The sequence below is a fragment of the Pluralibacter gergoviae ATCC 33028 = NBRC 105706 genome (assembly GCF_001598855.1).
GTDB lineage: Bacteria > Pseudomonadota > Gammaproteobacteria > Enterobacterales > Enterobacteriaceae > Pluralibacter > Pluralibacter gergoviae.
Genome location: NZ_BCZS01000009.1, coordinates 20,501 through 43,603 on the forward strand (window position 1 = coordinate 20,501; position 23,103 = coordinate 43,603).

The window sequence follows — 23,103 nt, forward strand, 5'->3', positions numbered from 1 at the left end:
CGCACATTATGCTCACCCGGTTGCGAGAGATCGTCGAGAAAGTAGCCAGCGCCCCGCGTCTGAACGAGGCGCTGGACATTCTGGTTACCGAAATTTGCAAAGCGATGGAGACCGAGGTGTGCTCGGTCTACCTGGCCGATCACGACAGGCGCTGCTACTACCTGATGGCGACCCGCGGCCTGAAAAAGCCGCGCGGGCGCACCATCACGCTGGCCTTTGACGAAGGGATCGTCGGCCTGGTCGGGCGGCTGGCAGAGCCGATTAACCTCGCGGACGCGCAGAAGCACCCCAGCTTTAAATACATCCCCTCGGTAAAAGAGGAGAAGTACCGCGCTTTCCTCGGCGTGCCGATTATCCAGCGTCGCCAGCTTCTTGGCGTACTGGTGGTTCAGCAGCGCGAGCTGCGCCAGTTTGACGAAAGCGAAGAGTCGTTCCTCGTCACGCTTGCCACTCAGATGGCCGCCATTCTTTCTCTTTCCCAGCTTACCGCGCTGTTCGGCCAGTACCGGCAGACGCGCATTCGCGCGCTGGCGGCCTCCTCCGGGGTCGGCATTGCCGAAGGCTGGATGGACGCCACGCTGCCGCTGATGGAGCAGGTCTACGAAGCCTCCACCCTCGACACCGCCCTTGAGCGCGAGCGGCTGACCGGCGCGCTGGAAGAGGCTTCCAGCGAGTTTCGCCGCTACAGCAAACGCTTTGCTGCCGGGGCGCAGAAAGAGACGGCGGCGATTTTTGACCTCTACTCCCACCTGCTCTCCGATCCGCGGCTGCGCAAGGAGCTGTTTGAAGAGGTTGATAAGGGCTTTGTCGCCGAATGGGCGGTCAAAACCGTCATTGAAAAGTTTGCCGCCCAGTTCGCGGCCCTGACCGACGGCTATCTTAAAGAGCGCGCCGGCGATCTGCGCGCGCTCGGGCAGCGGCTGCTGTTTCATCTCGATGACACGACGCAGGCGGCGGACACCTGGCCCGAGCGCTTTGTGCTGGTGGGCGACGAGCTGTCGGCCACCACGCTTGCCGAGTTGCCGCAGGACCGGCTCGCCGGCGTGGTGGTGCGCGACGGCGCGGCCAATTCGCACGCCGCGATCATGGTGCGGGCGCTCGGTATTCCGACGGTTATCGGCGCTGAGATTCAGCCCTCCGTACTGCACGGGCGGATGCTGGTGGTGGACGGCTACCGGGGCGAAGTCCTCGTCGATCCTGAGCCGGTGCTGCTCCACGAGTACCAGCGCCTCATCAGCGAAGAGAACGAGCTCAGCCGGCTGGCGGAAGATGACGTCGAGCGCCCGGCGGCGCTGAAGAGCGGCGAGCGGATCAAAGTGATGCTCAACGCCGGCCTCAGTCCGGAGCACGAGCAGAAGCTCGGCAGCCGCATCGACGGCATCGGCCTGTATCGCACCGAAATACCCTTTATGCTGCAAAGCGGCTTTCCCTCGGAAGAGGAGCAGGTCGCTCAGTATCAGGGCATGCTGCAGATGTTTAACGACAAGCCGGTGACGCTGCGTACGCTGGACATCGGCGCCGACAAGCAGCTGCCGTACATGCCGATCAGCGAAGAGAACCCCTGCCTGGGATGGCGCGGGATCCGCATCACGCTCGATCAGCCGGAGATCTTTCTGATCCAGGTGCGCGCCATGATGCGCGCCAATGCGGCCACCGGCAATCTCAGCATCCTGCTGCCGATGGTGACCAGTATCGAAGAGATCGACGAAGCTAAGCGGCTGATCGAACGCGCGGCCCGCGAAGTGGAGGAGATGATCGGCTACGAGATCCCGCGTCCGCGCATTGGCGTAATGCTGGAGGTGCCGTCGATGGTCTTCCTGCTGCCGCACCTGGCAAACCGGATCGACTTTATCTCCGTCGGTACCAACGATCTGACCCAGTATCTGCTGGCGGTGGATCGTAACAATACCCGGGTGGCGAACATTTACGACAGTTTGCATCCGGCGGTGCTGCGGGCGCTGTCGATGATCGCTCAGGATGCGGATCGCTACGATCTCGATCTGCGCCTGTGCGGCGAGATGGCCGGGGACCCGATGTGCGTGACGCTGCTGGTTGGCCTCGGCTTCCGCCATCTGTCGATGAACGGGCGCTCGGTGGCGCGGGTCAAGTATCTGCTGCGCCACGTCGATCTCGAAGAGGCGCAGACCCTTGCCCGGCGAAGCCTTGAGGCGCAGATGGCAACGGAGGTGCGCCACCAGGTGGCGGCCTTTATGGAGCGGCGCGGCATGGGCGGCCTGATTCGCGGCGGCCGGTAGGCCGCAGCTGCCCCGCCATTACAGACCTTTTACATCTTTACCTGCGTGCCTCAAACTCACCTTGTGCTATCATTCGCACCTTCGGCGCGGCCTGCGGGCCGCACATCTCTACCGCTGTCCACTTTCGGCGGAATAACAAGAACTTGTGGTGACAGATGAATAGTGGGTATCTGCATTTCCCGGAGTTTGATCCGGTAATTTTCTCCATCGGACCGGTTGCGCTTCACTGGTATGGCCTGATGTATCTGGTGGGCTTTGTGTTTGCCATGTGGCTTGCCACCCGCCGCGCTAACCGTCCCGGCAGCGGCTGGACCAAAAACGAGGTCGAGAACCTGCTGTATGCCGGTTTCCTCGGCGTATTCCTCGGCGGCCGCATCGGCTACGTGCTGTTTTATAATCTGCCGCTGTTCCTGCAGGATCCGCTCTATCTGTTCCGCGTCTGGGACGGCGGCATGTCGTTCCACGGCGGCCTGATTGGCGTCATCGTGGTGATGATCGTCTTCGCGAAGCGCACCAAACGTACCTTCTTCCAGGTCTCTGATTTTATCGCTCCGCTGATCCCGTTCGGCCTCGGCTGCGGGCGGCTCGGTAACTTTATCAACGGCGAGCTGTGGGGCCGCGTTGACCCGAACTTCCGCTTCTCCATGCTCTTTCCGGGCTCGCGCGCGGAAGACCTGGCGCTGCTGCCGACGCACCCTGAGTGGCAGTCGCTGTTTGATAAGTACGGCGTGCTGCCGCGCCACGCCTCGCAGCTCTATGAGCTGGCGCTGGAAGGCGTAGTGCTGTTTATCATCCTCAATCTGTTTATTCGCAAGCCGCGCCCGACCGGCTCGGTCTCCGGCCTGTTCCTGATCGGCTACGGCCTGTTCCGCATCATCGTGGAATTCTTCCGCCAGCCGGACGCCCAGTTCACCGGCGCGTGGGTCCAGTACATCAGCATGGGGCAGATCCTCTCCATCCCGATGGTGCTGGCCGGTATCATTATGATGGTCTGGGCATACCGCCGCCATCCGCAGCAACAAGTCTCCTGAGGAATCATGAAACAGTATCTTGAACTGATGCAGAAGGTGCTCGATGAGGGCACCCAAAAAAATGACCGCACCGGCACCGGCACGCTGTCGATTTTTGGCCACCAGATGCGCTTTAATCTGCAGCAGGGGTTTCCGCTGGTCACCACCAAACGCTGCCATCTGCGCTCCATCATTCACGAGCTGCTGTGGTTCCTCAACGGCGATACCAACGTAGCTTATCTGCATGAGAATAACGTCTCCATCTGGGACGAATGGGCCGACGAGCAGGGCAATCTTGGCCCGGTTTACGGCAAGCAGTGGCGCGCCTGGCCGACCCCGGATGGCCGCCATATCGACCAGATAACCACCGTTATGAACCAGCTGAAAAACGACCCGGACTCGCGTCGGATTATCGTTTCCGCCTGGAACGTCGGCGAGCTGGACAAAATGGCGCTGGCCCCGTGCCACGCCTTCTTCCAGTTCTACGTGGCGGACGGCAAGCTCTCCTGCCAGCTTTATCAGCGCTCCTGCGATGTGTTCCTCGGCCTGCCGTTCAATATCGCCAGCTACGCGCTGCTGGTGCATATGATGGCCCAGCAGTGCGATCTGGAGGTGGGCGACTTCGTCTGGACCGGCGGCGACACGCACCTTTACAGTAACCACATGGAGCAGACGCACCTGCAGCTCAGCCGCGAGCCGCGCGCGCTGCCGAAGCTGGTTATCAAGCGTAAGCCTGACTCCATCTTCGACTACCGTTTCGAAGATTTCGAAATTGAAGGCTACGATCCGCACCCCGGCATTAAAGCTCCGGTAGCGATTTAAATCATCTGAAATCAACCGGCCCCCGCGGCCGGTTTCTCTTTTCTGAATACCGCCTCTGGTTTTTCTGCAACGACCTGCAATATCACAATTTCCTCTGAATCATGCGCGTAAATCGCGCGACAGCTGCTGGCCCGCTTTTTTCACGCCCGCCATACTCCCCGCCATGAAACGAGAGCAGGGTTACACCCTTACCGAAATGCTGGTGGCGATGGCGCTGATGATGATTCTGGCGGGCGCCGGGGCGTGGAGCTGGCAGCGCTGGCAGCAGCGCGAGCGCCTCTGGCAGGTTGCCGTCCAGGTGCGGGACTACCTGGCGCTGCTGCGCAGCGACGCCAGCTGGCACCGGCGCGATCGCCTGCCTGAAGTGCGGCAAGGAACAGGGGGCTGGTGTCTTGACGCCCGTGAAGAGAACCATCCGCCGTGCCCGGCCGATACGCCTTTCGTACTGCTTCCCGCCTGGCCGGAAGTGACGCTTGAGGAGTTGACGCCCTCGCTCGGTTTCTACGGCCTGCGCAGCACCGCCTGGCCGGGACACGTCGTCCTGCGCAGCCCCGCCGGGCGCTGGCGGGTGGTGGTTTCCGTCTGGGGCCGCATTCGCCTGTGCGAAGCGGGTAGGGGCCAGGAATGTCCTTAACCGAACGCGGTTTTTCGCTGGCCGAGACGCTTATCGCCATCGCCATCAGCAGCGTGCTGCTGCTGGGGAGCGCGCGCTACCTGCCGGCGCTGCAGCGCGGCGCCCTGCAGCAGTACCGGGCGCAGATGCTGGCAGAAGAGGTGTGGCAGCGGGTGTACGTTATCTCCCGCCATCTGCAGCGGGCGGGCTACTGCGCCAGCCGGCGCTGCGCCGGTAATCCTCTGCATCTCGCGCCGGGCTGCGCCCTGATCCGCTGGGACACGCGGCTTACGCTCGCGCGGGGCGAAAAGGCCGTTGCCAACGCCGACGTCACCGGGTTCAGGCTGCGCGACGGCGCGCTGGAAACTCTGCGCGGCGCGGAAAGCTGCGCGGGAAAAGGCTGGGAGAGAATGACCGATCCGGATGCGCTGATCGTCGAAGCGTTTACGGTAAGCCGCCATGAGATCCCCGGCAGCGCGCCGCTGCTGACGGTCACGCTGGCGGCCCGCAGCGGAGGAGAGGGTCGCGAAGCGCTGCGGGCGAGCTTCAGCGTCACGGCGTATAACCTGTGAACCGCCAGCGCGGGGCCTCCTCTCTGCTGCTGGTCCTGCTGCTCTTCGTGATGGCCAGCGCGCTGCTGCAGGGGACCCGCCGCCAGTATGAAACCCTGCTGGCGCAGGTCACCTTTGAGAGCCGCGCCCTGATGCACAGCGCGCAAGCCGAATCGCTGCTGCAGTGGGGCCGGCAGATCCCGTGGCAGCCGCTGCCTGCTGTGCAGTGCCGGCAGGCGGACGCCGCGCCGGGCACGCTCTGCCTGCGGATCTTCGCCGATGGCTCGGCTCTGCTGACTGCCCGCAGCGGCGAGCAGCGGCGCTGGCAGTCCGCTACGGTCACGGAGGGCCGCGTGCACTTCAGCCCCCGCGGCTGGAGCGACTTCTGCCCGCGCAGGGAGGCAGGCGAATGCGAGATACCGTAAGCCGGGCGCGCGGATTCAGCCTGCCGGAGGTGCTGATCGGCATGGTGCTGCTGGTGCTGGTCACCACCTCCACCAGTGCCCTGCAGAGCAGGCTCGGCAATAGTCTGCAGCAGCTTGCCCAGTACCGCCAGCTTTGGCGCACGGCGTGGGATGCCGCCGGGCCGCTGCCGCCCGCGCTGCCGACGGGTTGGAAGATGCAGCGCGTGCAGACAATGCGGCAAAGATGTGTCAGCATCACGGTTACCATTGTCGCGCCGTCGGGCAGGGAGGGGCGGATGTCCCGCCTGCACTGCCCGCCGCGCTAGCGGCGCTACTGTTACTTCACCGGGAGAAGCTATGCTACGGGTCTACCACTCTAACCGTCTCGACGTGCTGGAAGCGCTGATGGAGTTTATCGTCGAGCAGGAGCGGCTGAGCGACCCGTTTGAGGCTGAAAGAGTGCTGGTGCAGAGTACCGGCATGGCCCAGTGGCTGCAGATGACGCTCTCTAAGCGCTTCGGCATCGCCGCCAATATCGAATTCCCGCTGCCGGCAAGCTTCATCTGGGACATGTTTGTCCGCGTGCTGAAGGATAAAGAGATCCCGAAAGAGAGTGCGTTTAGCAAGCAGAGCATGCGCTGGAAGCTGATGACGCTGCTGCCGCAGATGCTGGAGCTGGAGGCATTTGCGCCGCTGCGCCACTATCTGGCCGACGACGGCGACAGCCGCAAGTGCTTCCAGCTGGCTTCCCGCATCGCCGATCTCTATGACCAGTACCTGGTATACCGTCCGGAGTGGCTGACCCGCTGGGAGGCCGATGAGCGCGTTGACGGTCTGGATGGCGCCCAGGCGTGGCAGGCGCCGCTGTGGAAGGCGCTGGTCGAACACACGGCGGCGCTGGGGCAGCCGAAGTGGCACCGCGCTAACCTCTATCAGACCTTTATCAATGCTCTGGAGTCCGGCGAGCCGCTGGCCGCTGAATTGCCCCCGCGGGTGTTTATCTGCGGCATCTCGGCCCTGCCGCCGGTCTACCTGCAGGCGCTGCAGGCCCTGGGCAGGCACATCGACGTTTACGTACTGTTCACCAATCCCTGCCGCTACTACTGGGGCGATATAAAAGACCCGGCGTTTCTCGCCAGGCTGATGGCCCGCCAGCGCCACCACCACCGCGAAGAGCGCGAGCTGCCGCTGTTTCGCGACAGCGACCGGGCGCCGGGGCTGTTTAACGATGACGGCGAGCAGGACGTCGGTAACCCGATGCTGGCTTCCTGGGGCAAGCTGGGGCGCGACTACATCTACCTGCTGGCGGGGCTGGAGCACTATCAGGAACTGGACGCCTTTGTTGACATCGACCCGGACAACCTGCTGCACAACCTGCAGCACGACATTCTGGAGCTGCGCAGCAGCGCGGTTACCGGGCAGACGGCGGAGGAGTTCAGAAGCAGCGTCGGTAAGCGGCCTCTCGATCCCGCCGACCGCAGCCTGACGGTGCACGTCTGCCACAGCCCGCAGCGCGAAGTGGAGGTGCTTCACGACCGCCTGCTGGCGATGTTCGACGAAGATCCGACCCTCACGCCGCGCGACGTGATCGTGATGGTGGCCGATATCGACAGCTACAGCCCGTTTATTCAGGCGGTATTCGGCAGCGCCGCCGGCGACCGCTACGTGCCCTGGGCAATATCGGACCGCCGCGCGCGCCAGGCGCACCCGGCGCTGGAGGCCTTTATCACGCTGCTCTCCCTGCCCGACAGCCGCTTCGTCAGTGAAGACGTCCTGGCGCTGCTGGACGTTCCGGTGCTGGCGGCGCGCTTCAGCATTGATGAAGAGGGGCTGCGCTACCTGCGCCAGTGGGTGAACGAGTCCGGCATCCGCTGGGGGCTGGATGATGACAACGTCCGCGAGTGGGATCTTCCGGCTACCGGGCAGCACACCTGGCGCTTTGGTCTTACCCGCATGCTGCTGGGCTACGCGATGGAGAGCAGCCAGGGCGAATGGCGCGACGTCCTGCCCTACGACGCCTCCAGCGGCCTGATTGCCGCTCTGGTGGGGCATCTTGCTTCGCTCCTGAGCCAGCTGCACCGCTGGCGGCTGGCGCTTGCCGAGGCGCGTCCGCTGGCGGAGTGGCTGCCGGTATGCCGCGAGATGCTCGGCGACTTCTTCCTGCCGGATGCCGATACCGAAGCGGCGCTGGCGCTGGTTGAGGAGCAGTGGCAGGCAATCATTGACCAGGGGCTCGATGCCCGCTATCCGCACGCGGTGCCGCTGTCGCTGCTGCGCGACGAGCTGGCCCAGCGCCTGGACCAGGCGCGCATCAGCCAGCGCTTCCTCGCCGGGCCGGTCAATATCTGTACCCTGATGCCAATGCGCTCAATCCCGTTCAAAGTGGTCTGCCTGCTGGGGATGAACGACGGCGTCTATCCCCGCGCCCTCGCGCCGCTCGGCTTCGATCTGATGAGCCAGAAGCCGGTGCGCGGCGACCGCAGCCGCCGCGACGACGACCGTTATCTGTTCCTTGAGGCGCTGATGTCGGCGGAGCAGACGCTCTATATCAGCTACATCGGCCGCTCGATTCAGGACAACAGCGAACGCTATCCCTCCGTGCTGGTGCAGGAGCTGATTGACTACGTGGGGCAGAGCCACTGCCTGATCGGCGATGAGGCGCTGAACTGCGACGAGAGCGAAGTGCGGATCAAGGCGCACATTACCCACCTTCACACCCGCATGCCGTTTGATGCCGACAACTTTATCCCCGGCGAGCAGCAGAGCTACGCCCGCGAATGGCTGGCCGCCGCCGGACAGCAGGGCGAGCCGCAGGGGGAGTTTATCCAGCCGCTGCCGCCGCTGGTGGTTGACGAACTGCCCTTCGACCAGCTGCAGCGCTTCTGGCTGCATCCGGTGCGCGCCTTTTTCCAGATGCGCCTGCGGGTCAGCTTCCGCCAGGAGGAGAGTGATATCCCGGAAACGGAGCCCTTTACGCTGGATACCCTGACCCGCTATCAGCTCAACCAGCAGCTGGTGAATACGCTTATCGAGCAGCAGGACGCGGCGGCGATGTTCCGCCGCTTCCGCGCCGCCGGGGAGCTGCCCTACGGGGCCTTCGGCGAAATTGCCTGGGATGACCAGTGTCAGGAGATGCAGGCTCTGGCCGACCGGGTGATTGCCAGCCGCCAGCCGGACGAGCAGCGCGAAATTGATCTGGAGTGTGACGGCATCCGTATCACCGGCTGGCTGGCGCAGGTACAGTCAGACGGCCTGCTGCGCTGGCGTCCGTCATTGCAGAGCTTCGCGCAGGGGATGCAGCTCTGGCTGGAGCACCTGGTCTACTGCGCCAGCGGCGGCGGCGGCGAAAGCCGGCTGCTGCTGCGCAAAGAGGGCGAGTGGCGCTTCGCGCCGCTGTCGGCGGAGGAGGCGATGGCGCATCTGTCGCAGCTGGTGGCGGGCTACCGCGAGGGCATGACCCGGCCGCTGCTGTTTGCGCCGGAAAGCGGCGGAGCCTGGCTGAAATCATGTTATGACGCTGAAAATGATGTCATCGTCAGGGACGAGGAGGCGCAGGTTAAAGCGCGCAGCAAATTTATTCAGGCCTGGGAGGGGGGCGTGATGGTCGGCGGGGAAGGGGCCGACGTATGGTATCAGCGGCTCTGGCGGGCGCTGGAACCGGAGCACTATCAGGCAATTACCGCAGAGGCCGAGCGCTTTCTGCTGCCGATGCTCCGCTTCAGCCGCAGCTGATCGCCGCAGAATGTCGTATCTGTACGAAAATTGCGCACCGCAAAGGGTTCCTTTATGATGCGTAAAAAGTGTCACGGACTGATGTTGTTATGTACCAGATCACTGAGAGCGGGGCCGTCGCAGGCCTCCTGAGCGATAAAGTGCATAAAAAAGCTGCCTGTTCAGTGCGGCAAATGTTTGTTAATGATGAGGTTCGTGAATGCCCGGCAGCAAATGGTTTTTCCGCGTAGTAATTGTTTTCCTCGCCCTGTGGGCGCCGCTGAGTCAGGCAGACGGCGGATGGCAGCCCGTTAAAGAGACGATTCGTAAAAGCGAGAAGGATCCGCGCCAGTATCAGGCTATCACCCTCGATAACGGCATGACCGTGCTGCTGGTCTCTGACCCGCAGGCGGTAAAGTCGCTGTCGGCGCTGGTGGTGCCCGTCGGTTCCCTTCAGGATCCCGATTCGCATCCGGGACTGGCGCACTTTCTTGAGCATATGACCCTGATGGGCTCAAAAATGTATCCCCAGCCCGATAATCTGGCGGAGTACCTCAAGCTGCACGGCGGCAGCCACAACGCCAGCACCGCGCCGTACCGCACCGCCTTCTATCTGGAAGTCGAAAACGACGCCCTTGAGGGCGCCGTCGACAGGCTGGCGGACGCCATCGCCGCGCCGCTGCTGGATAAGAAATACGCCGACCGCGAGCGCAACGCCGTTAACGCCGAGCTGACCATGGCCCGCAGCCGGGACGGCATGCGCATGGCGCAGGTGAGCGCCGAAACCATCAACCCGGCGCACCCGGCGTCGCGCTTCTCCGGCGGTAACCTGGAAACGCTCAGCGATAAGCCCGGCAGCCCGGTGCTCGACGCCCTGCACGCCTTCCGCGATAAGTACTACTCGGCCAACATCATGAAGGCGGTGATTTACAGCAACAAGCCGCTGCCGGCGCTGGCGGAGATGGCCGCCCGCACCTGGGGGCGGGTCGCCAATCACAACATTCAGCGGCCGCAGATTGATGTACCGGTGGTGACCGATGCTCAGAAGGGCATCATCATCCACTACGTGCCGGCCATTCCGCGCAAGGTGCTGCGGGTGGAGTTTCGCATTGATAACAACTCGCCGCAGTTTCGCAGCAAAACCGATGAGCTGATCACTTACCTTATCGGCAACCGCAGCCCCGGCACGCTCTCCGACTGGCTGCAGCGCCAGGGGCTGGTGGAGGGCATTCGCGCCGACTCCGATCCGGTGGTGACCGGCAACAGCGGCGTGCTGGCAATCTCGGCCAGCCTGACCGACAAAGGCCTGGCTAACCGCGACCAGGTGGTTGCCGCCATCTTCAGCTATCTCAACATGCTGCGCGAGAAGGGCGTTGATAAGCGCTATTTCGACGAGCTGGCCCACGTGCTGGATCTCGATTTTCGCTACCCCTCCATCAACCGCAATATGGACTACGTTGAGTGGCTGGCGGACGTGATGATCCGCGTGCCGGTGGAGCATACCCTGGACGTGGTGAACATTGCCGATCGCTTTGACGAGAAGGCGATTGAGTCGCGGCTGGCGATGATGACTCCGCAAAACGCGCGCATCTGGTACATCAGCGACAAGGAGCCGCACAACAAGACCGCCTACTTTGTCGGGGCGCCCTATCAGGTGAATAAAATCAGCGACCGGACGCTGGAGCAGTGGCGGCAGGAGGGCGGAAAGCTAGCCCTGCAGCTGCCGACGCTGAATCCCTACATCCCGGATGATTTCACGCTGATTAAGCCCGATGGCGCGGCCGACAAGCCGAAGCTTATCGTTGACGAGCCGCAGCTGCGGGTGGTCTACAGTCCCGGGCGCTACTTTGCCAGCGAGCCGAAGGCCGACGTCACGCTGGTGCTGCGCAACCCGCAGGTAATGGATAGCGCCCGCCACCAGGTGATTTTTGCCCTCAATGACTATCTGGCGGGGATTGCCCTCGACCAGCTCAGCAACCAGGCAGCGGTCGGCGGCATCAGCTTCTCAACGGGCGCCAACAGCGGCCTGCTGGTGAACGCCAACGGCTACACCCAGCGTCTGCCAGAACTGTTTGATGCCCTGCTCAAGGGCTACTTCAGCTATCAGCCTACCGAGGCGCAGCTCGAGCAGGCCAAATCCTGGTATGCGCAGATGATGGATTCTGCCGATAAAGGCAAAGCCTACGAGCAGGCCATCATGCCGCTGCAGATGATCTCCCAGGTGCCGTATTTCCAGCGCGAAGCGCGCCGGGCGCTGCTGCCCTCCATCACTCTGAAGGAGGTCATGGCGTGGCGCGAGAAGCTTAAGACGGGCGCGCGCCCGGAGTTTCTGGTGGTCGGCAACATGACGCCGGAGCAGTCCACGGCGCTCGCCCGCCGCGTGCAGAAGCAGCTGGCCACCAAAGGCGATACCTGGTGCCGCAATCCGGACGTGGCGGTGACAAAGCAGCAGAACGCCATCTTTGAAAAAGCCGGCAGCAGCAGCGACTCGGCGCTGGGCGCGGTGTTTGCCCCGGCGAACGTCGATGAATACAGCAGCTCCGCCGCCGCCGAGCTGCTGGGGCAGATTATCCAGCCGTGGTTCTACAACCAGCTGCGCACCGAAGAGCAGCTGGGCTACGCGGTATTTGCCTTCCCGATGAACGTTGGCCGCCAGTGGGGGCTGGGCTTCCTGTTGCAGAGCAGCGACAAGCAGCCCGCCTTCCTCTGGGAGCGCTTTAAGGCCTTCTTCCCGACGGCGGAGCAGAAGCTGCGGGCCATGAAGCCGGAGGAGTTCGCGCAAATTCAGCAGGCGGTCATCGCTCAGCTGATGCAGCCGCCGCAGACTCTGAGCGAAGAGGCCTCGGCGCTGAGCAAAGATTTCGATCGCGGTAATATGCGCTTTGATTCACGTGATAAAGTAGTGGCCCAGATTAAGCTGCTGACCCCGGCGAAGCTTGCCGATTTCTTTCATCAGACGGTAGTGGAGCCGCAGGGGATGACGCTGCTTTCACAGATTTCCGGAAGCCAGGGCGGGAAGGCAGAGTACGCGCACCCGCAGGGCTGGAAAGTGTGGAACAGCATCAGCGCCCTGCAGCAGTCCATGCCGTTGATGAGAGAGAGTGAATGACCGAGACCGCCGAGACGTTAAATCCCCTGCGCCTGCCGCTGATTGGCGAGCGCCTGATTGAAGCCTCTGCGGGCACCGGAAAAACCTACACCATCGCCGCGCTCTACCTGCGGCTGTTGCTCGGGCTCGGCGGCGATGCCGCCTTTGTCCGGCCGGTTAACGTCGAAGAGCTGCTGGTGGTGACCTTTACCGAGGCCGCCACCGAAGAGCTGCGCGGGCGCATCCGCAGCAACATTCACGAGCTGCGCATCGCCTGCCTGCGTGAAGAAGAGGAGCCCGACAATCCGCTCTACGCCAGCTTGCTGGCGGAGATTGCCGACAGGCGCGAGGCGGCCCGGGTACTGCTGCTGGCGGAGCGGCAGATGGACGAGGCCGCCGTCTTCACCATCCACGGCTTCTGCCAGCGGATGCTGAGCCTCAACGCCTTTGAGTCCGGGATGCTTTTTGAGCAGACACTCATCGAGGACGAGTCGCGGCTGCGTTTTCGCGCCTGCGCCGACTTCTGGCGCCGCCACTGCTACCCGCTGCCGCGCGACGTCGCGGAGATGGTTCACGCCAGCTGGAAGGGGCCGCAGGATCTGCTGAAGTCTATCGACCGCTACCTGCAGGGCGAGGCGCCGCAGTTAAAAACTCCGCCGGCGGACCAAACGCTGATCGCCCGCCATCAGCAGATCCTTGAGCAGATTAACGCGCTCAAGGTCCGCTGGCTGGCGGCCACCGACGAGATCCCGGCGATCCTCGAAGGTTCAGACCTCGACCGCCGCAAGTTCAACCGCGGCAATCAGGGCAAGTGGCTTGAGAAGGTTAGCGCCTGGGCTCAGGAAGAAACGACCGGCTACGCGCTGCCGGACGCGCTGGAGAAGTTTGCTCAGGCCTTTTTGCTCTCGCGGACCAAAGAGGGCGGCGACGCGCCGCGTCACCCGCTGTTTGCCGAGATAGAGGCGATAACCGCCGCGCCGCCGTCGCTCAATGACCTGGTGATCGCCCGCGCGATGGCGGAGATCCGCGACGCGGTAGCGCAGGAGAAGCGCCGCCGGGGCGAGATGGGCTTTGACGATATGCTGAGCCGCCTCGACGACGCCCTGCGGGGCGACGGCGGCGATGCGCTGGCGGCGGCCATTCGCCAGCGCTTTCCGGTCGCGATGATCGACGAATTTCAGGATACCGATCCGCAGCAGTACCGGATCTTTCGCCGCATCTGGCGGCAGCAGCCGGAGACCGCCCTGCTGCTGATCGGCGATCCCAAGCAGGCGATTTACGCCTTTCGCGGAGCGGATATCTTCACCTACATGCGCGCCCGCGGCGACGTGGCGGCGCACTACACGCTCGATACCAACTGGCGCTCGGCGCCGGGCGTGGTAGAGAGCGTCAACCGCCTGTTCAGCGCCGTCGACAACCCGTTTATGTTTCGCGACATTCCCTTCCTGCCGGTGAAGCCCGCGGAGAAGAACCGCGGCCTGCGCTTTACGCTGAACGGCGACGCGCAGCCGGCGATGCGCTTCTGGCTGATGCCCGGCAACGGCGTCGGCGCGGGCGACTATCAGAATCAGATGGCGGGCCTGTGCGCCGGGGAGATCCGCGCCTGGCTGAGCGGCGGGCAGCGCGGCGACGCGCTGCTGTGGCGCGGCGAAACGTCGCGGCCGGTGCGGGCCTCGGATATTACCGTGCTGGTGCGCAACCGCCAGGAGGCAAGCCTGGTGCGCGACGCCCTCAACGCGCTGGGCATTCCCTCGGTCTATCTCTCGAACCGCGACAGCGTTTTCGAAACGCCCGAGGCGCAGGATCTGCTGTGGCTGCTGCAGGCGGTACTGGCTCCCGAGCATGAGAGCGGCCTGCGCAGCGCCCTGGCCTGCGCGCTATTTGGCCTTAACGCGCAGCAGATTGAGGCGCTCAATCTCGACGAACCCGCGTGGGACGCGCTGGTGGAGGAGTTTACCGGCTACCGCCAGCTGTGGCAGCAGCGCGGCGTAATGACCATGCTGCGCGCCCTGATGAGCGCCCGCAATATCGCCGAAAACCTGCTGGCGACCCGCGGCGGCGAGCGCCGGCTGACCGATATTCTGCATCTCAGCGAATTGCTGCAGGAGGCCGCCGGTCAGCTTGAGAGCGAGCACGCGCTGGTGCGCTGGCTGGCGCAGCAGATAGCCGGGGCGGAGGGCGGCGGCTCCGGGCAGCAGATGCGCCTGGAGAGCGATAAGCACCTGGTGCAGATTGTCACCATCCACAAATCGAAAGGGCTGGAGTACTCCCTGGTGTGGCTGCCGTTTATCGCCCGCTACCGCAAGCAGGATCAGGCCTTCTATCACGACCGCAGCACCTTCTCCGCCGTCCTCGACCTGCACAAGGGAGAAGAGAGCCTGGCGCTGGCGGAGGCCGAACGGCTGGCGGAAGATCTGCGCCTGCTCTACGTGGCGCTGACCCGCGCCGTCTGGCACTGCAGCCTCGGCATCGCGCCGCTCAGCGCCCGGCGCAGCGATAAAGCGGCAGAGAGCGAACTGCACCACAGCGCCATTGGCCGGCTGGTGCAGGGCGGCGAGCCGAAAGATGCCGACGGCCTGGCGGCCTGCCTGCGCGCGCTCTGTACCGGCGATATTGCGCTCTCCGTCGCCGAAGCAGGCGCCGCCGAACGCTGGCAGCCGCTGGCCCCGGAGATGCCAGCCCTGCAGGCGCGCGAAATGCGGCGGCGCATCAGCGACGAGTGGCGGGTCACCAGCTACTCCGGGCTGCAGCAGCGCGGCCACGGCGTGGCCCTGGATCTGCTGCCGAGGCTCGATATCGACGCGGCGGGCGTTGGCGAGGGAACGACAGAAGAGCCCGAACTGACGCCGCACAGCTTCCCGCGCGGCGCCTCTCCGGGGACCTTCCTGCACGGCCTGTTTGAAACCATCGACTTTACCCGGCCGGTAGATGAAAGCGAGGTGCAGCTACAGCTGGAGCGCGGCGGCTTTGATGCGGCCTGGGCGCCGGTGCTGACCCGCTGGCTCACCGCCGTGCTCGGGACACCGCTACCCGGCGCGGAGGTGCCGCTCAGCGCGCTTGCCGCCGCCGACCGCCAGGTGGAACTGGAGTTTTATCTGCCCATCGAGCGGCCGCTGGCTCCGGAATCGCTCGACGCGCTGATGCGCCGGTACGATCCGCTGTCGGCGGGCTGCCCGTCGCTGGACTTCCGCCGGGTCAGCGGCATGTTGAAGGGCTTTATCGACCTGGTGTTCCGCCGCGACGGCCGCTACTACCTGCTGGACTACAAGTCCAACTGGCTGGGCGACAGCGCGCAGGCCTACACCCCGGAGGCGATGGCCCAGGCCATGCAGGCCCACCGCTACGATCTGCAGTACCAGCTCTACAGCCTGGCGCTGCACCGCTATCTGCGCCACCGGCTGGCGGACTACGACTACGACCGCCACTTCGGCGGCGTTATCTATCTTTTTCTGCGCGGCGTCGACGGCGACGGCGGGCAGGGCATTTTCAGCACCCGCCCGGCGCGGGCGCTGGTTGAAGGGCTGGACGCGCTCTTCGCCGGTACGCAGCAGGAGGTCGCGTCATGAGCATGGAGTCACTGTTAAACCAGGCGGCCGGGGCGAAGCTGTTGCGCCCGCTGGACGTGCAGTTTGCCCTGATGGTGGCGCACGATGATGCCCCGGCGGTCCTGCTGGCGGCGGCGCTGCTCAGCCGCGACGTCGGCGAGGGCCACGTCTGCCTGCCGCTCTCCCGCCTGTGTGAAGACGAGCAGGCCACCGGCCGGGAGCGCGATATCTGGCAGCAGCTGTTTGTCCGGGCCGGGAGTGCCGATGACATCCTGGCGCACCTGCAGCGCTCGCCGGCGGTCAGCGGCGGCGAGGCCGCGACGCCGCTGGTGCTCAGCGAAGGGCGGCTCTACCTCAACCGGATGTGGCGCAGCGAACTCAGCGTGGCGCGCTTCTTCAGCCAGGTCGACGGGCAGCCGCTGCGCGAGGACGAAGGACAGCTGGCGGCGGCGCTCGGCGCACTCTTTCCGCCCTCGGACGAAGTGGACTGGCAGAAGGTGGCGGCCGCCGTCGCCCTGACCCGGCGCATTTCAGTGATTTCAGGCGGGCCGGGCACCGGCAAAACCACCACCGTGGCGAAGCTGCTGGCGGCGCTGATCCAGACCCGCAGCGAGGCGAAGTGCCGCATTCACCTGGCCGCTCCCACCGGCAAGGCGGCGGCGCGGCTGACCGAGTCCCTGGGACTGGCGCTGGGCCAGCTGCCGCTTAGCGATGCGCAAAAGGCGCTGCTGCCCGCCGAGGCCAGCACCCTGCACCGCCTGCTGGGCATTCAGCCCGGCAGCCAGCGCGGCCGCTACCATGCGGGCAACCCGCTGCACCTGGACGTGCTGGTGGTGGACGAAGCCTCAATGATTGACCTGCCGATGATGGCGCGGCTGATTGACGCCCTGCCGCCGCAGGCGCGGGTGATTTTCCTCGGCGACCGCGATCAGCTCGCCTCCGTGGAGGCCGGGGCGGTGCTGGGCGATATCTGCGCCTGGGTCAATGCCGGCTACACCGCCGAACGCGCCGCCGAGCTGAGCCGCCTGACCGGCGCGCCGGTGCCGGCGGGGGAGGGCACGCAGGCGGGCGCGCTGCGCGACAGCCTGTGCCTGCTGCAAAAAAGCTACCGCTTCGGCAGCGACTCCGGCATCGGCCAGCTGGCGCTGGCGGTGAATCGCGGCGACCGCGCCGCCGTCAGGGCGGCGCTGCATCACGGCTTCGACGATATCGCGCTCCAGCCGCTCTCAACCGGCGAGGATTACGAGGCAATGCTCGGTGACGCGCTGGCGGGCTACGGCGACTATTTGCGGCTGCTGAAGGCGCAGGCCGCGCCGGAGGAGGTTCTGCAGGCGTTCAGCCGCTATCGGCTGCTGTGCGCCCTGCGCGAGGGCCCCTACGGCGTCAGCGGCCTCAATGCGCAGCTGGAGCAGCTGCTGGTGCGCCGGGGGCGCATCGCCCGCCCGGCGCAGGCGCGCTGGTACGAAGGGCGGCCGGTGATGATCTCGCGCAACGACAGCGCCCTGGGGCTGTACAACGGCGATATCGGCATTGCGTTGGACAGGGGCAACGGGCGGCGGGTCTGGTTTCCAATGCCGGACGGCACCCTCAAGTCGGTACAGCCGAGCCGCCTGCCGGAGCACGAGACGGCCTGGGCGATGACGGTGCATAAATCGCAGGGCTCTGAGTTTAACCACGCGGCGCTGGTGCTGCCCAACCGCAGCGTGCCGGTGGTCACCCGCGAGCTGGTCTATACCGCCATCACCCGCGCTAAGCAGCGGCTGTCGATGTACGCCGACGAGAAGCTGCTGGCGCAGGCGATCACCCTGCGCACCGAGCGGCGAAGCGGGCTGGCGGCGCTGTTTGCGGGAGTGTAGAGGCGTTAACGATCCTCGCGCTGGTGCCAGATGCGCAGAACAATTAATACATCATTCTGCAGCTCATAATGCATTTCATAGCTGCCGATGATGGCGCGCCGCACTTCGCGAGGTTCAAACCCCTCTATTTTCTCTCCCCGTCGAGGGTTGAGCAGTAGGGTGGCGGGAGCGTTAATCAGAGATCTGACCACATTTGCTGTTGCGGCCTCATTCTTATCGGCCAGAAACTGGTGCAGACGGACAACATCGTTTCTGGCTGGTACGCTCCACTGAAACCTCATTTACGCGGCTCCGGCGGTGGGAGCGGCTTATCTGTGCCGAGTGATTCGGCCCAGGCGACCATATCTTCATGAGAAATAAGCTGTCCGGCATCGACGGCGTCAAGCGCCTCGCGTATCAGCCGATCGCGCTCATTTTCACGCGCAAGAAATTGGCCAACGGCTTCTCTGACTAACCATGAGCGGGTGCGGCCGTGCTTTTCAGCCCAGCGATCGACGCTTTCAGCCATCTCAATCGGCAGGGGAGCTGTGATAGTACGCATATCAGCCATGACTCGATCCTCAATAAATATTATTGAGATTCAATAATAGCATGAGTTTTATGGCGGGGGAGCAGAGGGGGGAGTGGGTAAGAAGACCGGGCGGAGCTGCCGCCCGGTCTGAGGCATTTATGCCAAATCCGCCATCAGTACCTTAGATCGGCGCTGATAGTTGTACATCTGCTTTTTGCTCTCCGGCAGCAGGTCTATCTCCACCGGCGTGAAGCCGCGCTCCTGGAACCAGTGGATGCTGCGGGTGGTCAGCACGAACAGCTTGTCGAGGCCCATCTGGCGTGCCTGGGCGGCGACGCGCTCCAGCAGCACTTCGCCGCGCGCCGAGCTGCGGTAGTCGGGATGGACCGCTACGCAGGCCATTTCGCCGATCCGCTCTTCCGGGAAGGGGTAGAGCGCCGCGCAGGCGATGGTGGTGCCGTCGCGCTGGATGACGGTGAACTTGTCGATTTCCATCTCGAGTTGCTCGCGGGAGCGGCGCACCAGAATGCCCTGCTGCTCCAGCGGCTCAATCAGCTCCAGAATGCCGCCGATGTCGTTGATGGTGGCGCGGCGGATCTGTTCGGCGCTCTCCATCACGATCTGCGTGCCGATGCCGTCGCGAGAGAACAGCTCCTGCAGCAGGGTGCCGTTCTCCTGGTAGCTTATCAGGTGGCAGCGGCGCACGCCGCTGCGGCAGGCTTTGATCGCTCCGCGCAGGAAGCGCACGGTACCGGAGTAGCTGTCGCCCTCGGCCTCCAGCGATTCAACGCGGGCCTGCGCCTCGTTGGGGAACAGCTCGGAGACGATTTCGCCCTGCTCGTTGTACACGCCCTGCGAGGAGCAGAAGCCGATCATTTTCTCCGCCTTTAGCTTAATGGCGAGCTGGGTGGCTATCTCTTCGGAGGTGAGATTAAAGCTCTCGCCGGTCACCGAGACCGCCACCGGGCCCATCAGCACAATCGCGCCGCTGTCGAGCTGGCGGTGGATCGCCTCTTCGTCGATGCGGCGGATGCGGCCGCTGTGGCAGTAGTCGACGCCGTCGTCGACGCCCAGCGGCTGGGCGATGATAAAGTTGCCGCTGACCACGTTAATGTGCGCGCCCTGCAGCGGCGTGTTGCTGAGGCTCATCGACAGCCGGGCGGTGATATCCAGCTGCAGCGTGCCCGCCGCCTGCTTCACCAGCTCAAGGGTTTTGGCGTCGGTCACGCGGGTGTGCTTGTGATAGACCGGCTCATGGTGGTGCGCGGCAAGGTTAGCGTCAATCTGCGGGCGCGCGCCGTAGACCAGCACCAGGCGGATGCCTAAGCTGTGCAGCAGGCCAATGTCGTTGACGATACTGGAAAAGTTATCGTGCTCAATGGCCTCGCCGCCGAGCATGATGACAAATGTTTTCCCGCGATGGGCGTTAATATAGGGAACAGAATGACGAAATCCCTCAACCAGTTCGGTTTTACGCTCCTTCACCACAGCCTGCCTCTCATGAATGTTTATTCGCAATAAATGTATTTTTATTCTGTTTTGGTAACAAGTGCAAGCAACAATTTTAACCAATGCTGCTTAATTAATTGCGTGAAAAGCGCGTAACTCCATAATGTTTACCCTTTTATAGATGACAGCTTATGCGCCTTTGGGTACAGTTTTCGGTCCAGTTGATTGTTACATAAGTGAAACCAGATTTTTGCTTGGGAGATGCATGTCGGGAAGTCAGTCAGGATTAAGCCGCCGCCGCCTGCTGCAGGGCGCCGGGGCGATGTGGTTGCTCAGCGTAAGCCAGGTGGGGCTGGCCGCGGCCAGTCATGTGATAGCGGTCCGCATCTGGCCGGCGTCAACCTATACCCGCGTCACGGTGGAGTCCAACCGGGTGCTGAAGTATAAGCAGTTTGCCCTGAGCAACCCCGATCGGCTGGTCGTCGATATCGAGGGCGTTAACCTTAATTCGGTGCTTAAGGGGATGGGGGCGCAGATCCGCGCCGATGACCCCTACATTAAGTCCGCCCGCGTGGGCCAGTTCGATCCGCAGACGGTGCGCATGGTGTTTGAGCTTAAGCAGAACGTTAAGCCGCAGATGTTTGCCCTCGCGCCGGTGGCCGGATTTAAAGAGCGCCTGGTGCTGGACCTCTATCCGGCCAACGCCACCGACGTGCAGGATCCGCTGCTGGCGCTGCTGGAGGATTACAACAAGGGCGATCTGGAAAAGCAGGTGCCCCCGGCGCAGAGCGGGCCGCAGCCCGGCAGAGCGGGGCGCGACAGGCCTATCGTTATCATGCTCGACCCCGGCCACGGCGGGGAGGATTCCGGCGCTATCGGCAAGTATCACACCCGCGAAAAGGACGTGGTGCTGAAAATCGCCCGCCGCCTGAAGGCGCTGATCGACAAAGATCGCACCATGAAGGCCTATATGACCCGCAATGAAGACGTCTTTATTCCGCTCAAAGTGCGGGTGGCGAAGGCGCAGAAGCAGCGCGCCGACCTCTTTGTCTCAATTCATGCAGACGCCTTCACCAGCCGTCAACCGCACGGCTCCTCGGTGTTTGCGCTCTCCACCAAAGGCGCCACCAGTACGGCGGCGAAATATCTCGCCCAGACTCAGAACGCCTCGGATCTGATCGGCGGCGTCAGCAAGAGCGGCGACCGCTACGTTGATCACACCATGTTCGATATGGTCCAGTCGCTGACCATCAACGACAGCCTGAAGTTCGGCAAGGCGGTCCTCGGCAAGCTTGGGCGGGTCAATAAGCTGCATAAGAATCACGTCGAGCAGGCCGGGTTTGCGGTGCTGAAGGCGCCGGATATTCCGTCGATTCTGGTAGAGACCGCGTTTATCAGTAACGTAGCAGAGGAGCGCAAGCTGAAAACGGCGAAGTTTCAGCAGGAGGTTGCCGAGTCGATTCTGGCGGGCATTAAGGCCTACTTCTCCGACGGCGCGACGCTGGCGCGACGCAGTTAACGAACGGCGCCGCGGGGCGCCGTTTTTGACGAGGCAAATCGCAGGCAAAAAAAAACACCCGTCGGGGTGTCTGTTTTTTTGAAGTGGTTGCGGGGGCCGGATTTGAACCGACGACCTTCGGGTTATGAGCCCGACGAGCTACCAGGCTGCTCCACCCCGCGTCCGTCATTCACCTTTTAAACCGGTGAATCTTTCTCTTCATATGTGATTGGTTGCGGGGGCCGGATTTGAACCGACGACCTTCGGGTTATGAGCCCGACGAGCTACCAGGCTGCTCCACCCCGCGTCCGTCATTTACCTTTTGAACCGGTAAATATTTCTCTTCACATTTTAATTGGTTGCGGGGGCCGGATTTGAACCGACGACCTTCGGGTTATGAGCCCGACGAGCTACCAGGCTGCTCCACCCCGCGTCCGTGGAAGCGCACTATACTCGGCTCACGTTTCTATGCAACCCTTTTTTCCACTCATGTGCCAATTTTTCAAATAACTGAGTAAAAATGAAGCGACACGTTAATTTTTAGGCAAAACTTGCCCGGGAGCCGCCGCGCGCATTTCATTAGCTCCGGTGGTTTGTTATCTTCATCACGCATTCCCTTATGTATAAAGAAGACGAGATACCATGAAAGGACGTTGGGCAAAAATAGTGGCAACGGGCGCGCTGGCGGCGCTGCTGGCGGCCTGTTCGTCAAAGCCGACCGATCGCGGTCAGCAGTATAATGACGGTAAGTTTCATCAGCCTTTTTCCCTCGTAAATCAGCCTGATGCGGTAGGCGCCCCGATTAACGGCGGTGATTTCGCCCAGCAGATTAATGAAATTCGCAACGCGTCGCCGCGCCTGTACGGCAGCCAGAGCGGCGTGTTTAATGCCGTGCAGCAGTGGCTGCGCGCCGGGGGCGATACCCGCACCCTGAAGCAGTATGGCCTTGACGCCTGGCAGATGCAGGGCGCCGATAATTATGGCAACGTGCAGTTTACCGGCTACTACACGCCGGTGGTGGAGGCCCGCCACACCCGGCAGGGCGAGTTCCAGTATCCTATCTACCGCATGCCGCCCAAGCGCGGCAAGCTGCCGTCGCGGGCCAGCATTTACGCCGGGGCGCTGAGCGACAACTATGTGCTGGCGTACAGCAACTCGCTGATGGACAACTTCATCATGGACGTTCAGGGCAGCGGCTACATTGATTTCGGCGACGGCTCGCCGCTCAACTTCTTCAGCTACGCCGGTAAGAACGGCTGGCCGTACCGCAGCATCGGCAAGGTGCTTATCGATCGCGGCGAAGTGAAGCGCGAAGATATGTCGATGCAGGCGATCCGCCACTGGGGCGAAACCCACAGCGAGGCGGAAGTCCGCGCGCTTCTGGAGGCTAACCCGTCCTTTGTCTTCTTTAAGCCCCAGTCCTTTGCGCCGGTGAAAGGCGCCAGCGCCGTGCCGCTGGTTGGCCGCGCGTCGGTAGCGTCCGATCGCAGCATTGTCCCGGCGGGCACCACCCTGCTGGCGGAAGTGCCGCTGCTGGATAACAACGGCAAGTTTAACGGCCACTACGAGCTGCGTCTGATGGTGGCGCTGGACGTCGGCGGGGCGATTAAAGGCCAGCACTTCGACATCTATCAGGGCATTGGCCCGGAGGCCGGACACCGCGCCGGCTGGTACAATCATTATGGCCGCGTTTGGGTGCTGCGCAGCGCGCCGGGCGCCGGCAACGGCAATGTGTTTAGCGGATGAGCCTATCCCAGTAGGCGTATATGTCGCAGCCAGTTTAGTCCCGT

Annotated in this window: 16 protein-coding genes and 3 tRNA genes; 13 read left to right on the forward strand and 6 right to left on the reverse strand. The window is 63.4% G+C overall.

What is annotated here, in order from left to right:
• Window positions 1-8: 8 nt before the first annotated feature.
• From ptsP to recD, 11 genes are all read left to right on the forward strand, one after another.
• A complete protein-coding gene (gene ptsP / locus ENGE1_RS11090; protein ID WP_043082192.1) occupies window positions 9-2,255 on the forward strand; it encodes a phosphoenolpyruvate--protein phosphotransferase in 2,247 nt (748 codons plus the stop codon).
• A gap of 155 nt (window positions 2,256-2,410) precedes the next feature.
• Window positions 2,411-3,286: a prolipoprotein diacylglyceryl transferase gene (lgt, locus tag ENGE1_RS11095; RefSeq protein ID WP_043082194.1), complete on the forward strand. Its 876-nt coding sequence runs from the start codon at window positions 2,411-2,413 to the stop codon at window positions 3,284-3,286.
• A gap of 6 nt (window positions 3,287-3,292) precedes the next feature.
• Window positions 3,293-4,087 carry a thymidylate synthase gene (gene thyA / locus ENGE1_RS11100; protein ID WP_048253401.1) on the forward strand — a complete coding sequence of 265 codons (795 nt, stop codon included), beginning with the start codon at window positions 3,293-3,295 and terminating at the stop codon, window positions 4,085-4,087.
• A 163-nt stretch (window positions 4,088-4,250) separates the two neighbouring features.
• The gene (locus ENGE1_RS11105; protein WP_043082196.1) at window positions 4,251-4,721 is read left to right on the forward strand and encodes a prepilin peptidase-dependent protein; all 471 of its coding nucleotides are present in this window, start codon (window positions 4,251-4,253) and stop codon (window positions 4,719-4,721) included.
• Window positions 4,712-5,272 carry a prepilin peptidase-dependent protein gene (locus tag ENGE1_RS11110; protein ID WP_048253400.1) on the forward strand — a complete coding sequence of 187 codons (561 nt, stop codon included), beginning with the start codon at window positions 4,712-4,714 and terminating at the stop codon, window positions 5,270-5,272. Before ENGE1_RS11105 ends, ENGE1_RS11110 begins: the two co-directional genes overlap by 10 nt.
• Window positions 5,269-5,676: a DUF2509 family protein gene (locus ENGE1_RS11115; RefSeq protein WP_043082198.1), complete on the forward strand. Its 408-nt coding sequence runs from the start codon at window positions 5,269-5,271 to the stop codon at window positions 5,674-5,676. Before ENGE1_RS11110 ends, ENGE1_RS11115 begins: the two co-directional genes overlap by 4 nt.
• The gene (locus ENGE1_RS11120) at window positions 5,661-5,981 is read left to right on the forward strand and encodes a prepilin-type N-terminal cleavage/methylation domain-containing protein (RefSeq protein ID WP_048253399.1); all 321 of its coding nucleotides are present in this window, start codon (window positions 5,661-5,663) and stop codon (window positions 5,979-5,981) included. The genes ENGE1_RS11115 and ENGE1_RS11120 overlap by 16 nt, the downstream gene beginning before the upstream one ends.
• A 31-nt stretch (window positions 5,982-6,012) precedes the next feature.
• Complete coding sequence (gene recC / locus ENGE1_RS11125) at window positions 6,013-9,387, forward strand: exodeoxyribonuclease V subunit gamma (protein WP_048253398.1); 3,375 nt, start codon at window positions 6,013-6,015, stop codon at window positions 9,385-9,387.
• Between the two features lie 199 nt (window positions 9,388-9,586).
• Window positions 9,587-12,475, forward strand: a complete 2,889-nt coding sequence (ptrA, locus tag ENGE1_RS11130; protein ID WP_048253397.1) for a pitrilysin — start codon at window positions 9,587-9,589, stop codon at window positions 12,473-12,475.
• Window positions 12,472-16,020 carry an exodeoxyribonuclease V subunit beta gene (gene recB / locus ENGE1_RS11135; protein ID WP_048253396.1) on the forward strand — a complete coding sequence of 1,183 codons (3,549 nt, stop codon included), beginning with the start codon at window positions 12,472-12,474 and terminating at the stop codon, window positions 16,018-16,020. Before ptrA ends, recB begins: the two co-directional genes overlap by 4 nt.
• The gene (gene recD, locus ENGE1_RS11140) at window positions 16,017-17,855 is read left to right on the forward strand and encodes an exodeoxyribonuclease V subunit alpha (protein ID WP_048253395.1); all 1,839 of its coding nucleotides are present in this window, start codon (window positions 16,017-16,019) and stop codon (window positions 17,853-17,855) included. Before recB ends, recD begins: the two co-directional genes overlap by 4 nt.
• A 5-nt stretch (window positions 17,856-17,860) precedes the next feature.
• Here the strand turns inward: recD and ENGE1_RS11145 are convergent, their stop codons facing one another.
• The 3 genes from ENGE1_RS11145 to argA all read right to left on the reverse strand — a co-directional run bounded on the left by ENGE1_RS11145 (window position 17,861) and on the right by argA (window position 19,854).
• Window positions 17,861-18,136, reverse strand: coding sequence for a type II toxin-antitoxin system RelE/ParE family toxin (locus ENGE1_RS11145; RefSeq protein ID WP_048253394.1), 276 nt, complete (start codon window positions 18,134-18,136; stop codon window positions 17,861-17,863).
• Window positions 18,133-18,405 carry a CopG family ribbon-helix-helix protein gene (locus ENGE1_RS11150; protein WP_048253393.1) on the reverse strand — a complete coding sequence of 91 codons (273 nt, stop codon included), beginning with the start codon at window positions 18,403-18,405 and terminating at the stop codon, window positions 18,133-18,135. Before ENGE1_RS11150 ends, ENGE1_RS11145 begins: the two co-directional genes overlap by 4 nt.
• A gap of 117 nt (window positions 18,406-18,522) precedes the next feature.
• Window positions 18,523-19,854, reverse strand: coding sequence for an amino-acid N-acetyltransferase (argA, locus tag ENGE1_RS11155; RefSeq protein ID WP_043082208.1), 1,332 nt, complete (start codon window positions 19,852-19,854; stop codon window positions 18,523-18,525).
• A 226-nt stretch (window positions 19,855-20,080) separates the two neighbouring features.
• Between argA and amiC the strand changes: the two genes are divergently transcribed.
• A complete protein-coding gene (gene amiC, locus ENGE1_RS11160) occupies window positions 20,081-21,334 on the forward strand; it encodes an N-acetylmuramoyl-L-alanine amidase AmiC (protein ID WP_048253392.1) in 1,254 nt (417 codons plus the stop codon).
• Window positions 21,335-21,418: 84 nt separating this feature from the next.
• Here amiC and ENGE1_RS11165 read toward each other — a convergent pair.
• The 3 genes from ENGE1_RS11165 to ENGE1_RS11175 all read right to left on the reverse strand — a co-directional run bounded on the left by ENGE1_RS11165 (window position 21,419) and on the right by ENGE1_RS11175 (window position 21,746).
• Window positions 21,419-21,495: transfer RNA gene (locus tag ENGE1_RS11165), tRNA-Met, on the reverse strand.
• Window positions 21,496-21,543: 48 nt separating this feature from the next.
• Window positions 21,544-21,620: transfer RNA gene (locus ENGE1_RS11170), tRNA-Met, on the reverse strand.
• 49 nt (window positions 21,621-21,669) lie between these two features.
• Window positions 21,670-21,746: transfer RNA gene (locus ENGE1_RS11175), tRNA-Met, on the reverse strand.
• A gap of 209 nt (window positions 21,747-21,955) precedes the next feature.
• On the opposite strand from ENGE1_RS11175, the gene mltA reads away from it, so the two are divergent.
• A complete protein-coding gene (gene mltA / locus ENGE1_RS11180) occupies window positions 21,956-23,059 on the forward strand; it encodes a murein transglycosylase A (protein WP_043082210.1) in 1,104 nt (367 codons plus the stop codon).
• The last annotated feature ends 44 nt before the right edge of the window (window positions 23,060-23,103 follow it).

Excerpts from the sequence above, each read along its gene's own strand:
- ptsP (WP_043082192.1), top strand. The coding sequence starts at position 9 with ATGCTCACCCGGTTGCGAGAGATCGTCGAGAAAGTAGCCAGCGCCCCG.
- lgt (WP_043082194.1), top strand. The coding sequence starts at position 2,411 with ATGAATAGTGGGTATCTGCATTTCCCGGAGTTTGATCCGGTAATTTTC.
- thyA (WP_048253401.1), top strand. The coding sequence starts at position 3,293 with ATGAAACAGTATCTTGAACTGATGCAGAAGGTGCTCGATGAGGGCACC.
- ENGE1_RS11105 (WP_043082196.1), top strand. The coding sequence starts at position 4,251 with ATGAAACGAGAGCAGGGTTACACCCTTACCGAAATGCTGGTGGCGATG.
- ENGE1_RS11110 (WP_048253400.1), top strand. The coding sequence starts at position 4,712 with ATGTCCTTAACCGAACGCGGTTTTTCGCTGGCCGAGACGCTTATCGCC.
- ENGE1_RS11120 (WP_048253399.1), top strand. The coding sequence starts at position 5,661 with ATGCGAGATACCGTAAGCCGGGCGCGCGGATTCAGCCTGCCGGAGGTG.
- recC (WP_048253398.1), top strand. The coding sequence starts at position 6,013 with ATGCTACGGGTCTACCACTCTAACCGTCTCGACGTGCTGGAAGCGCTG.
- ptrA (WP_048253397.1), top strand. The coding sequence starts at position 9,587 with ATGCCCGGCAGCAAATGGTTTTTCCGCGTAGTAATTGTTTTCCTCGCC.
- recB (WP_048253396.1), top strand. The coding sequence starts at position 12,472 with ATGACCGAGACCGCCGAGACGTTAAATCCCCTGCGCCTGCCGCTGATT.
- recD (WP_048253395.1), top strand. The coding sequence starts at position 16,017 with ATGAGCATGGAGTCACTGTTAAACCAGGCGGCCGGGGCGAAGCTGTTG.
- ENGE1_RS11145 (WP_048253394.1), bottom strand. The coding sequence starts at position 18,136 with ATGAGGTTTCAGTGGAGCGTACCAGCCAGAAACGATGTTGTCCGTCTG.
- ENGE1_RS11150 (WP_048253393.1), bottom strand. The coding sequence starts at position 18,405 with ATGGCTGATATGCGTACTATCACAGCTCCCCTGCCGATTGAGATGGCT.
- amiC (WP_048253392.1), top strand. The coding sequence starts at position 20,081 with ATGTCGGGAAGTCAGTCAGGATTAAGCCGCCGCCGCCTGCTGCAGGGC.
- mltA (WP_043082210.1), top strand. The coding sequence starts at position 21,956 with ATGAAAGGACGTTGGGCAAAAATAGTGGCAACGGGCGCGCTGGCGGCG.